The 12,515-nt window shown below is 59.0% G+C and carries 7 protein-coding genes; 6 read left to right on the top strand and 1 reads right to left on the bottom strand.

The window, feature by feature from the left end; all coding sequences use genetic code 11:
• Positions 1–153: 153 nt before the first annotated feature.
• From asd to glgP, 6 genes are all read left to right on the top strand, one after another.
• Positions 154–1,257: an aspartate-semialdehyde dehydrogenase gene (gene asd / locus IM313_RS02305; RefSeq protein ID WP_022649649.1), complete on the top strand. Its 1,104-nt coding sequence runs from the start codon at positions 154–156 to the stop codon at positions 1,255–1,257.
• 239 nt (positions 1,258–1,496) lie between these two features.
• Positions 1,497–3,683, top strand: coding sequence for a 1,4-alpha-glucan branching enzyme (glgB, locus tag IM313_RS02300; protein WP_192971947.1), 2,187 nt, complete (start codon positions 1,497–1,499; stop codon positions 3,681–3,683).
• Positions 3,680–5,653: a glycogen debranching protein GlgX gene (gene glgX / locus IM313_RS02295; protein ID WP_192971946.1), complete on the top strand. Its 1,974-nt coding sequence runs from the start codon at positions 3,680–3,682 to the stop codon at positions 5,651–5,653. Before glgB ends, glgX begins: the two co-directional genes overlap by 4 nt.
• 17 nt (positions 5,654–5,670) lie before the next feature.
• The gene (glgC, locus tag IM313_RS02290; RefSeq protein WP_028014690.1) at positions 5,671–6,966 is read left to right on the top strand and encodes a glucose-1-phosphate adenylyltransferase; all 1,296 of its coding nucleotides are present in this window, start codon (positions 5,671–5,673) and stop codon (positions 6,964–6,966) included.
• Positions 6,966–8,399, top strand: coding sequence for a glycogen synthase GlgA (glgA, locus tag IM313_RS02285; RefSeq protein WP_041911898.1), 1,434 nt, complete (start codon positions 6,966–6,968; stop codon positions 8,397–8,399). The genes glgC and glgA overlap by 1 nt, the downstream gene beginning before the upstream one ends.
• A gap of 18 nt (positions 8,400–8,417) precedes the next feature.
• Entirely contained in the window at positions 8,418–10,865 is a 2,448-nt protein-coding gene (gene glgP / locus IM313_RS02280; protein ID WP_041911899.1) for a glycogen phosphorylase, read from the top strand.
• A 35-nt stretch (positions 10,866–10,900) separates the two neighbouring features.
• On the opposite strand, the gene glpD is transcribed toward glgP, so the two are convergent.
• A complete protein-coding gene (glpD, locus tag IM313_RS02275; RefSeq protein ID WP_041911900.1) occupies positions 10,901–12,409 on the bottom strand; it encodes a glycerol-3-phosphate dehydrogenase in 1,509 nt (502 codons plus the stop codon).
• Positions 12,410–12,515: the final 106 nt, after the last annotated feature.

Genomic DNA, 12,515 nt, shown 5'->3' with positions numbered 1-12,515 from the left:
TGGTTATTATGATAATTAGCTGTATTTCTGATTGCCGGGCAATCATCGATTAATTTCGCTTGCGACTTTGGCTGCATTTTGTAATGTGAAGCATATCCCAGTTCAATACTGGCTTGCACAATCAGCACACACCCTCAGCAGGAAAAAAATGCTATGAAAAACGTTGGTTTCATCGGCTGGCGCGGTATGGTCGGCTCTGTACTCATGCAACGCATGGTTGAAGAGCGCGATTTCGACGCTATCCGCCCGGTCTTCTTCTCCACTTCCCAGCTCGGCCAGGCTGCTCCGTCCTTTGGTGGTACCACAGGCACGTTGCAGGACGCTTACGATCTGGAAGCGCTGAAGGCACTCGACATTATTGTGACCTGCCAGGGCGGCGATTATACCAACGAAATCTATCCAAAGCTGCGTGAAAGCGGCTGGCAGGGCTACTGGATTGACGCGGCCTCTTCACTGCGCATGAAAGACGATGCCATCATTATTCTCGACCCGGTTAACCAGGACGTCATCACCGACGGCCTGAACAACGGCGTGAAAACCTTTGTTGGCGGTAACTGCACCGTCAGCCTGATGCTGATGTCACTCGGCGGCCTGTTCGCGCAGGACCTGGTGGAGTGGGTCTCCGTGGCGACCTACCAGGCCGCGTCCGGCGGCGGCGCGCGACACATGCGCGAGCTGCTGACCCAGATGGGCCAGCTGCACCAAAGCGTCGCGACCGAGCTGGCAAACCCGGCGTCCGCCATCCTCGACATCGAGCGCAAAGTCACTCAGCTGACCCGCAGCGGCGAGCTGCCGGTGGATAACTTCGGCGTACCGCTGGCCGGCGGTCTGATCCCGTGGATCGACAAACAGCTGGATAACGGCCAGACCCGCGAAGAGTGGAAGGGCCAGGCGGAGACCAACAAAATTCTCGCCACCGCGAATACCATTCCGGTTGACGGTCTGTGCGTGCGTATCGGCGCGCTGCGCTGCCACAGCCAGGCCTTCACCATTAAACTGAAAAAAGATGTGTCTATTCCGACCGTGGAAGAGCTGCTGGCCGCGCACAACCCGTGGGCGAAAGTGGTACCAAACGATCGCGATATCACCATGCGTGAACTGACCCCGGCTGCCGTTACCGGCACGCTGACCACGCCGGTTGGCCGCCTGCGCAAGCTGAACATGGGGCCGGAGTATCTCTCCGCGTTCACCGTCGGCGACCAGCTCCTGTGGGGGGCCGCCGAGCCGCTGCGCCGCATGCTGCGCCAGCTGGCGTAATAATTTGTTAAACACGGGGGGTGATTGTCACCCCCTTTTTTTGCGTACTACATGGAGTAAAACGCAGATGTCTTATTTTTTATCAGGAGGAACCACGACGTTGGCTATGCTTTAAGGAAGATTTATTTCTCACCTGAGGGTAGGGCGGAGCAGAGAGGATCAACTGCACCGTTTAGGTCACATTAAAAGTCGTCCCGGAGCGCGTAAAAAGGGCGACATAAAAAAACAGGATGAATACCATGTCCGATCGTATTTCGAGAGACGTGATTAATGCGCTTATTGCGGGTCATTTTGCCGACCCCTTTTCTGTGCTAGGGATGCACCGTACAGAGGCCGGACTGGAAGTTCGGGCGCTGTTGCCGGATGCGACAGAAGTGTGGGTTATCGAACCCAAAACCGGCCGCAAGGTGGGTAATCTGGAATGCCTCGACTCGCGCGGCTTCTTCTCGGGCGTCATGCCCCGCCGTAAAAACCCCTTTCGCTATCAGCTTGCCGTTATCTGGCACGGCCAGCAAAACCTGATTGACGATCCCTACAGCTTTGGGCCGCTCTTAAAAGAGATGGATGCCTGGCTGCTGTCCGAAGGGACCCATTTACGCCCCTACGAAACGCTGGGTGCCCATGCGGATACCATGGACGGTATCACCGGCACGCGCTTTGCCGTATGGGCGCCAAACGCCCAGCGCGTTTCCGTCGTTGGGCAGTTCAACTACTGGGACGGTCGCCGCCACCCGATGCGCCTGCGCCGTGAGACGGGCATCTGGGAGCTGTTTATCCCCGGGGCGCATAATGGCCAGCTCTACAAATTTGAGATGATCGACGCGCACGGCAAGCTACGCATTAAAGCCGACCCGTACGCCTTTGAGGCGCAGATGCGCCCGGATACCGCATCGCTGATCTGCGGCCTGCCGGAGAAAGTCGTCCAGACCGAGGAGCGCAAGCAGGCCAACCGCTTTGATGCGCCGATCTCCGTTTACGAAGTGCATCTCGGCTCCTGGCGCCGCCACACGGACAACAACTTCTGGCTCAGCTACCGGGAGCTCGCCGACCAGCTGGTGCCGTACGCCAAATGGATGGGCTTTACCCACCTCGAACTGCTGCCGGTTAACGAGCACCCGTTCGACGGCAGCTGGGGCTATCAGCCCACCGGGCTGTATGCGCCCACGCGGCGCTTCGGCACGCGCGATGATTTCCGTTATTTCATTGATGCTGCGCACGCCGCCGGGCTGAACGTGATCCTCGACTGGGTGCCGGGCCATTTCCCGTCGGACGATTTTGCGCTGGCAGAGTTCGACGGCACGAAGCTGTACGAGCACAGCGACCCGCGCGAAGGTTATCACCAGGACTGGAACACGCTGATCTACAACTACGGTCGCCGTGAAGTGTCGAATTACCTGGTGGGGAATGCGCTGTACTGGATCGAACGCTTCGGCATTGATGCCCTGCGCGTGGATGCGGTGGCCTCGATGATCTACCGCGACTACAGCCGCAAAGAGGGAGAGTGGATCCCGAACGAGTATGGCGGCCGTGAAAACCTCGAAGCGATTGAATTTCTGCGCAACACCAACCGCATCATTGGCGAGCAGGTGGAAGGCGCCGTGACCATGGCGGAAGAGTCGACGGACTTTGCGGGCGTCTCCCGCCCTCCGTCATCAGGCGGCCTGGGGTTCTGGTACAAGTGGAACCTGGGCTGGATGCACGATACGCTCGACTACATGAAGCTCGACCCGGTTTATCGTCAGTATCACCACGATAAGCTCACCTTCGGGCTGCTCTACAACTACACCGAAAACTTCATGCTGCCGCTGTCGCACGATGAAGTGGTGCACGGCAAAAAATCCATTCTCGACCGCATGCCGGGCGACGCGTGGCAGAAGTTTGCCAACCTGCGCGCCTACTACGGCTGGATGTTTGCCTTCCCGGGCAAAAAGCTACTGTTTATGGGCAATGAGTTCGCCCAGGGTCGCGAGTGGAACCACGACACCAGCCTCGACTGGCATCTGCTGGAGGGCGGCGACAACTGGCACCACGGCGTACAGCGTCTGGTGCGCGACCTGAACCTGACCTACCGCCACCATAAAGCGCTGCACGAGCTGGACTTCGACCCGTACGGCTTTGAGTGGCTGGTGGTGGACGACCACGAGCGCTCGGTGTTTGTCTTTGTACGTCGCGATAAAGCGGGCAACGAGATTATCGTCGCCAGCAACTTCACGCCGGTGCCGCGCGAACACTACCGCTTCGGCATTAACCAGCCGGGCAAATGGCGCGAGATCCTGAATACCGACTCCATGCATTACCACGGCAGTAACGCCGGTAACGGCGGGCTGGTGCAGAGCGATGCGATTGAAAGCCACGGGCGTCCAAACTCCCTGAGCCTGATGCTGCCGCCGCTTGGCACCATCTGGCTGATGCGGGAGGGAGAATGACGCAGCTTACGGCAGGTAAACCCGAACCGCTCGGCGCGAGTTTTGACGGAAAGGGGGTGAACTTCACGCTCTTTTCTGCTCACGCGGAGCGGGTGGAGCTCTGCGTGTTTGACGGGGAGGGTAACGAGCACCGTTACGATTTACCGTCCCGCACGGGAGACATCTGGCACGGTTACCTGTCCGGCGGGCGTCCGGGAATGCACTACGGTTTTCGCGTACACGGCCCGTGGGAGCCTTCTCAGGGGCACTGGTTTAACCCGGCGAAGCTGCTGATTGACCCGTGCGCGCGCCGCGTGGACGGCGAGTTTAAAGACGACCCACTGTTCCACGTCGGCTACGGCGAACCGGACCACCGCGACAGCGCGCCCGTCGCGCCGAAAAGCGCGGTGGTGCACGATCTCTACGACTGGGAGGACGATGCCCCGCCGCGCACGCCGTGGGGTAACACCGTCATCTATGAAGCGCACGTCAAAGGGCTGACCTACCTGCACCCGTCGATCCCCAAAGAGATGCGCGGCACCTACAAAGCGCTGGGGCATCCGACCATGGTCGCTTACCTGAAGTATTTGGGCATCACCGCGCTGGAGCTGCTTCCGGTGGCGCATTTCGCCAGCGAGCCGCGTCTTCAGCGTCTTGGGTTAAGCAACTACTGGGGCTACAACCCGCTGGCGATGTTCGCTCTCGACCCGCGCTACGCGGTGCATCCGGAGAAAGCGCGGGACGAGTTTCGCGACGCGGTGAAGGCACTCCACGCCGCGGGCATTGAGGTCATTCTGGACGTGGTGCTGAACCACAGTGCGGAAAGCGATCTTGACGGCCCGACGCTCTCACAGCGCGGAATCGATAACCGTAGCTATTATTGGATCAGGGAAGATGGCGATTACGAGAACTGGACCGGGTGCGGTAACACCCTCAACCTCAGCCATCCTGCCGTTACGCATTACGCGTACGAATGCCTGAAATACTGGGTAGAGACGTTCCACGTGGACGGTTTTCGTTTCGACCTGGCGCCGGTGATGGGGCGCACCCCAGCATTTAGCCAGCAGGCACCGCTGTTTGAGGCGATAAAAAACTGCCCGGTGCTCTCAACGGTGAAGCTCATCGCAGAGCCGTGGGACATCGGTGAAGGCGGTTATCAGGTGGGGAACTTCCCGCCGCTGTTTGCCGAGTGGAACGACCACTACCGCGATGCCATCCGCCGCTTCTGGCTGGCGCGCGATTTGCCGCTGGGCGAGTTCGCCGGACGCTTTGCCGGCTCCAGCGATCTCTTTAAGCGCGACGGAAAACGTCCGTCGGCCACCATCAACCTGGTGACGGCGCATGACGGTTTTACGCTGCGCGACTGCGTTTGTTTCAATCAGAAACACAATGAGGCCAACGGCGAAGAGAATCGCGATGGCACTAACAATAACCATAGCTTCAATCATGGTATAGAAGGGTTAGGCGGAAGTCTGGATGTGATCGAGCGGCGACGCGCCAGCGTTCATGCGCTGCTGACGACGCTTTTGCTGTCTCAGGGCACGCCGATGCTGCTGGCGGGCGACGAGCACGGCCACAGCCAGCACGGCAATAACAACGCCTATTGCCAGGACAATACCTTAACCTGGCTCGACTGGGGGGAGGCGAACAGCGGGTTGACCCATTTCACCGCGGCGCTGATCCACCTTCGCCAGCAGATCCCCGCCCTTACCGCCGACAGCTGGTGGGAAGAGGGCGACGGCAACGTTAGCTGGCTGAATAAAGACGCGCAGCCGTTGAGCGCGCAAGAGTGGCAACACGGCATCACCTGCCTGCAAATCCTGCTTTCGGATAAGTGGCTGGTGACGCTGAACGCGACGGACGACGTCGCAGAGATTGTTTTACCTGACGGGGAGTGGCGAGCTGTTCCCCCCTTTGCCGGAGCGGATAATCCGGTAGTAATGGCTGTCTGGCACGGGCCTGCGCACGGAGTGTGCGTATTCCAAAGATGATAAAAAAGGAGTTAGTCATGGTTAGATTAGAGAAGAACGATCCGTTAATGTTGGCGCGCCAGCTACCATTAAAAACCGTTGCCCTGATACTTGCGGGCGGGCGTGGTACCCGTCTGAAAGATTTGACCATCAAGCGCGCCAAGCCGGCCGTTCACTTTGGTGGTAAGTTCCGCATTATCGACTTTGCGCTCTCAAACTGCCTGAACTCGGGCATTCGCCGCATTGGCGTCATTACGCAGTATCAGTCGCACACCCTGGTGCAGCACATTCAGCGCGGCTGGTCATTCTTCAGCGAAGAGATGAACGAGTTTGTCGATCTGCTCCCAGCGCAGCAGCGCGTACACGGGGAAAACTGGTACCGCGGCACGGCGGATGCGGTGACCCAAAACCTCGACATTATTCGCCGCTACAGCGCGGAATACATCGTGATCCTCGCGGGTGACCACATCTACAAGCAGGATTACTCGCACATGCTGATCGACCACGTCGAAAAAGGGGCGCGCTGCACCGTGGCGTGTCTGCCGGTGCCCGTTGCCGAGGCGACGGCGTTTGGCGTGATGCACGTGGATGCGGACGACAAGATTATCGACTTCGTTGAAAAACCGGCGAACCCGCCAACCATGCCGGGCGATGACACCAAATCGCTCGCCAGCATGGGGATCTATGTCTTTGATGCAGATTATCTTTATGAGCTGCTCGAAGAAGACGACAAAGACGAAAGCTCCAGCCACGACTTCGGTAAAGACATCATCCCGAAAATTACCAAAGCTGGCATGGCCTATGCACATCCCTTCCCATTGTCCTGCGTGCAGTCCGACCCGAATGCGGAGCCTTACTGGCGTGATGTGGGAACCCTGGAAGCGTACTGGAAAGCCAACCTCGATCTGGCGTCCGTGACGCCTGAGCTGGATATGTACGACCAGAACTGGCCGATTCGTACCCACATGGAATCCCTGCCGCCGGCGAAGTTCGTGCAGGACCGATCCGGCAGCCACGGCATGACCCTGAACTCGCTGGTCTCCGGCGGGTGCATCATCTCCGGTTCGGTGGTGGTGCAGTCCGTGCTGTTCCCGCGCGTGCGTATAAACTCATTCTGTAATATCGATTCGGCGGTTCTGCTGCCGGATGTCTGGGTAGGGCGTTCGTGTCGTCTGCGTCGCTGCGTGATAGACCGCGCCTGCGTCATTCCAGAGGGAATGGTGATTGGTGAAAACGCGGAAGAAGATGCGCGTCGCTTCTACCGTTCTGAAGAGGGGATCGTGTTAGTCACACGGGAAATGTTGCGGAAGCTGCAGATCAAACAGGAGCGATGATGCAGGTTTTACACGTATGTTCTGAGATGTTCCCGTTGTTAAAAACGGGCGGCCTGGCGGATGTTCTTGGTGCATTACCGGCGGCGCAAATCGCCGGTGGAGTCGATACCCGCGTCCTGCTGCCCGCCTTTCCGGATATCCGGCGCGGCATACCTGATGCAAAGGTGGTGACCCGCCGTGAAACGTTTGCCGGACGCATCACCCTGCTGTTTGGGCATTACAACGGCGTAGGGATCTACCTGATCGACGCGCCGCATCTGTACGACCGTCCGGGCAGCCCGTATCACGATACCAACCTGTTCGCCTATACCGACAACGTGCTGCGCTTTGCGCTGCTCGGCTGGGTGGGGGCGGAGATGGCCGTCGGGCTGGATCCATTCTGGCGTCCGGATGTGGTCCACGCGCACGACTGGCACGCCGGGCTGACGCCAGCGTATCTGGCGGCAAAAGGGCATCCGGCAAAATCGGTGTTTACGGTGCACAACCTGGCGTATCAGGGCATGTACTATGCGCATCATATGAATGACATCGATCTGCCATGGTCGTTCTATAACATGCACGGGCTGGAGTTCAACGGGCAAATTTCGTTCCTGAAGGCCGGGCTGTACTACGCCGACCACATCACGGCGGTGAGCCCCACCTACGCGCGTGAAATTACCCAGCCGGAGTTTGGCTACGGTCTGGAAGGGCTGCTGCAGCAGCGCCATCGTGAAGGCCGCCTGTCGGGCATTCTGAACGGCGTGGATGAGCAGATCTGGAGCCCTGAAACCGATCTCCTGCTGGCCGCGCGCTATGGCCGCGACTCGGTGGAAGATAAAGCCGAAAACAAACGCCAGCTGCAAATTGCGATGGGGCTGAAGGTCAACGACAAGGTGCCGCTGTTTGCGGTGGTCAGCCGCCTGACCAGCCAGAAAGGGCTGGATCTGGTGCTGGAGGCGCTGCCCGGTTTACTGGAGCAGGGCGGACAGCTGGCGCTGCTCGGCGCAGGCGACCCGGTGCTGCAGGAAGGTTTCCTCGCCGCCGCCGCGGAACATCCGGGGCAGGTGGGCGTGCAGATTGGCTATCACGAAGCGTTCTCGCACCGCATTATGGGCGGCGCGGACGTGATTCTGGTGCCGAGCCGTTTCGAACCCTGCGGCCTGACGCAGCTCTACGGCCTGAAATACGGCACGCTGCCGCTGGTGCGCCGCACGGGCGGGCTGGCGGATACGGTGTCGGATAGCTCTCTGGAAAACCTGGCGGACGGTATCGCCAGCGGGTTTGTCTTTGAAGACAGTAATGCCTGGTCGCTGCTTCGGGCGATTCGGCGTGCGTTCGTCTTGTGGTCCCGTCCATCCCTGTGGCGTTACGTTCAGCGTCAGGCGATGTCCATGGACTTTAGCTGGCACGTTGCGGCGCAGTCGTACCGCGACCTTTATCAACGCTTGATGTAACGAGGCGAAGTTACTGATATGAACGCTCCATTTAGCTACTCTTCCCCCACGCTCAGCGTTGAGGCGTTAAAGCACTCCATCGCCTACAAGCTGATGTTTACCATCGGGAAAGATCCGGTCATCGCCAACAAGCACGAGTGGCTGAACGCCACCCTTTTTGCGGTGCGTGACCGCATGGTCGAACGCTGGCTGCGCTCTAACCGCGCCCAGCTTTCGCAGGAGACGCGGCAGGTTTACTACCTGTCGATGGAATTTTTGATTGGCCGCACCCTCTCCAACGCGCTGCTGTCGCTCGGTATCTACGACGACGTCAAAACCGCGCTGGAAGAGATGGGGCTGGATTTAGAAGAGCTGATTGACGAAGAGAACGACCCGGGGCTGGGTAACGGCGGTCTCGGGCGTCTTGCCGCCTGCTTCCTAGACTCGCTGGCAACGCTGGCGCTGCCGGGGCGCGGCTACGGTATTCGCTACGACTACGGCATGTTCAAGCAGAACATCGTTGACGGCCGCCAGAAAGAGTCCCCGGACTACTGGCTGGAATACGGCAACCCGTGGGAGTTCAAGCGCCACAACACGCGCTACAAGGTGCGCTTTGGCGGACGCATACAGCAGGAAGGGAAAAAGTCCCGCTGGGTGGAAACCGAAGAGATCCTCGCCGTGGCCTATGATCAGATCATCCCCGGCTATGACACCGATGCGACCAATACGCTGCGCCTGTGGAACGCCCAGGCGAGTAGCGAAATCAACCTCGGTAAATTTAACCAGGGCGACTACTTTGCGGCGGTGGAAGATAAAAACCACTCCGAGAACGTCTCCCGCGTGCTGTACCCGGATGACTCAACCTACTCCGGGCGCGAGCTGCGCCTGCGTCAGGAGTATTTCCTCGTCTCCGCGACGATTCAGGACATCCTCAGCCGCCACCATCAGCTGCACAAAACCTACGCCAACCTGGCGGAGAAAACCGCGATTCACCTTAACGACACCCATCCGGTGCTCTCCATTCCCGAGCTGATGCGCCTGCTGATCGACGAGCACAAGTTCAGCTGGGACGACGCGTTTGAGGTGACGTGCCAGGTGTTCTCCTACACCAACCACACCCTGATGAGCGAAGCGCTGGAGACCTGGCCGGTGGACATGCTCGGCAAAATTCTGCCGCGCCACCTGCAAATCATCTTCGAGATCAACGACTACTTCCTCAAGACGCTGCAGGAGCAGTATCCGAACGATACCGGGCTGCTGAGCCGTGCCTCGATCATTGATGAATCCAACGGTCGTCGCGTGCGCATGGCCTGGCTGGCGGTGGTGATCAGCCACAAGGTGAACGGGGTGTCCGAGCTGCACTCGAACCTGATGGTGCAGTCCCTGTTTGCGGACTTCGCGAAGATCTTCCCGACGCGCTTCTGCAACGTCACCAACGGCGTTACGCCGCGCCGCTGGCTGGCGCTGGCCAACCAGCCGCTCTCTGACGTGCTGGATGAGAATATCGGCCGCACCTGGCGCACCGATTTGAGCCAGCTGAGCGAGCTTAAGCAGCATATTGATTTCCCGACGGTGAACAAGGCCGTGCGGGAAGCCAAGCTGCTGAACAAGAAACGTCTGGCGGTCTGGCTGGCGATGCACCTCAACGTGGTCGCAAACCCGAAAGCGCTGTTTGACGTGCAGATCAAGCGCATCCACGAGTACAAGCGTCAGCTGATGAACGTGCTGCACGTAATCACCCACTACAACCGCATTAAGGCCGATCCAACCGCAGAGTGGGTGCCGCGCGTGAAGATCTTCGCCGGTAAGGCGGCTTCCGCCTACTACATGGCGAAGCACATTATTCACCTGATCAACGACGTGGCGAAGGTGGTGAACCAGGATCCGGAGATTGGCGACAAGCTGAAGGTGGTATTCATCCCGAACTACAGCGTCAGCCTGGCGCAGCTGATCATCCCGGCGGCAGATCTCTCCGAGCAGATCTCCACGGCGGGGACGGAAGCGTCCGGCACCAGCAACATGAAGTTTGCCCTCAACGGCGCGCTGACCATCGGCACCCTGGACGGGGCGAACGTCGAGATGCTGGAGCACGTAGGGGAAGAGAATATCTTTATCTTCGGCAATACCACCGAAGAAGTGGAGGCGCTGCGCAGGAAAGGCTACTCCCCGCGTGAGTTCTATGAAGGGGATGAAGAGCTACGTCAGGTCCTGACGCAGATTGCGACCGGTGTGTTCAGCCCCGACGAGCCGGGCCGCTATCGCGATCTGGTGGATTCGCTGATTAACTTTGGCGACCACTATCAGGTGCTGGCGGATTATCGCAGCTACGTGGACTGCCAGGATAAAGTTGACGAGCTGTACCGTCAGCAGGAGAAGTGGACCAGCGCGGCGATGCACAACATCGCCAACATGGGGTATTTCTCGTCTGACAGGACCATCAAGGAGTATGCCGAGAACATCTGGCATATTGATCCGGTGCGGTTGTAAAAACAAAGCCCGGTGGCGCCACCGGGCTTTTTACATCACGACGCCAGCGACAGCTCACGCTTCCCCGCATGCTGCTGCAGCCACTGCGCCACGCGAGACTGCTGCTCGGCGTTAAGCCACATCCCTTCTTTGGTACGACGCCAGATGGCATCTTCAAGGCGGCGAACCCACTCGTGCTCAACCAGGTAGCGCAGCTCGGCCTCGTACAGCTCGTGGCCGAAATGTTCACCCAGATCGGCAAGCGATTTCGCGTCGCCCAGGAACAGCTCGGTATTGCTGCCGTAGGTGCGGGCGTAGTGGCGCGCCATCCCTTCGGTAATGAACGGGAAGCGACGGCGCAGCTTCGCGGCGTAATCGTCGCGGTTTCCGCCAATATCTCCGCCGGGCAGCACTGCCTCTTTGGTCCACGCCGGGCCAATACCTTTGTAGTACGGCGCCAGTTTTTCCAGCGCGTGCTCGGCCAGCTTGCGGTAGGTAGTCAGCTTGCCGCCAAACACCGACAGCAGCGGTGCCTGACCGTCAACGTCGTGAATATCGAGCGTATAGTCGCGGGTGATGGCCTGCGGTGAGTCGGATTCGTCATCACACAGCGGACGCACGCCGGAGTAGGTCCAGACCACGTCGTCGCGCGACAGCTGTTTCTTAAAGTGTGCGTTATACACTTTCAACAGGTAGTTCACTTCGCTCTCGTCGATCTCAACGTTTTTCGGATCGCCTTTGTACTCCACGTCGGTGGTCCCGATGATGGAGAATTCGTCCATCCACGGGATCACAAACACGATGCGTTTGTCTTCGTTCTGCAGAATGTAGGCCTGCTTCTGGGTATGCACGCGCGGCACCACAATGTGGCTGCCTTTGATCAGGCGGATGCCGTACGGCGAAGGCAGGTGCATGCCGTCGTCGAAGAACTGCTTCACCCACGGGCCGGTGGCGTTCACCAGGCCGCGTGCTTTCCAGCTGAACTTCTCGCCGGTATCCACGTCTTCTGCTTCCACAATCCACAGGCCGTTTTCACGACGGGCGGCGGTCGCGCGGGTCCGGGTTTTCACCTCGCCGCCTTTCTTCTCGACCATCTGCGCATTCGCCAGCACCAGACGCGCATCGTCAACCCAGCAGTCTGAATATTCGAAACCGCGCACGATTTCCGGCTTAAGGACCGATTCTGAGCCAAAACGCAAACCGTTCGAACCCGGCAGGCTGGTGCGTTTGCCCAGATGATCGTACATAAACAGGCCGATGCGGATCATCCACGCCGGACGCAGGTGCGGGCGGTGCGGCAGGCGGAAGCGCATCGGGATCGCCAGATGCGGGGCCATTTTCAGCAGCACTTCGCGTTCGGCCAGCGCTTCGCTGACCAGGCGGAATTCGTAGTGTTCCAGGTAGCGCAGGCCACCGTGGATCAGCTTGGAGCTGGCGGACGACGTCGCGCAGGCGAGATCGTTAGCTTCCAGCATCAGCACGGATAAACCGCGTCCTGCGGCATCAACCGCAATACCGGCACCGTTGATGCCACCGCCTATCACAATCAGATCTTTGGTTTCCATAACACCCTCATGCACTTTCGTTAAAGCTCAAAAATGTTCGATATCGCTCATAATAGCAAAGGAACGCGCTTTTGGTAACATCAAAAAAACAATTTAGAGTGATATG

Origin of the sequence: Enterobacter cloacae complex sp. P2B, from assembly GCF_014895985.1 — a bacterium.
GTDB lineage: Bacteria > Pseudomonadota > Gammaproteobacteria > Enterobacterales > Enterobacteriaceae > Enterobacter > Enterobacter bugandensis.
Note: the sequence above shows the minus strand (reverse complement) of the source record. Positions and strands in the feature narration are given on the sequence as shown.

Excerpts from the sequence above, each read along its gene's own strand:
- glgX (WP_192971946.1), top strand. The coding sequence starts at position 3,680 with ATGACGCAGCTTACGGCAGGTAAACCCGAACCGCTCGGCGCGAGTTTT.
- glgA (WP_041911898.1), top strand. The coding sequence starts at position 6,966 with ATGCAGGTTTTACACGTATGTTCTGAGATGTTCCCGTTGTTAAAAACG.
- glgB (WP_192971947.1), top strand. The coding sequence starts at position 1,497 with ATGTCCGATCGTATTTCGAGAGACGTGATTAATGCGCTTATTGCGGGT.
- glpD (WP_041911900.1), bottom strand. The coding sequence starts at position 12,409 with ATGGAAACCAAAGATCTGATTGTGATAGGCGGTGGCATCAACGGTGCC.
- glgP (WP_041911899.1), top strand. The coding sequence starts at position 8,418 with ATGAACGCTCCATTTAGCTACTCTTCCCCCACGCTCAGCGTTGAGGCG.
- asd (WP_022649649.1), top strand. The coding sequence starts at position 154 with ATGAAAAACGTTGGTTTCATCGGCTGGCGCGGTATGGTCGGCTCTGTA.
- glgC (WP_028014690.1), top strand. The coding sequence starts at position 5,671 with ATGGTTAGATTAGAGAAGAACGATCCGTTAATGTTGGCGCGCCAGCTA.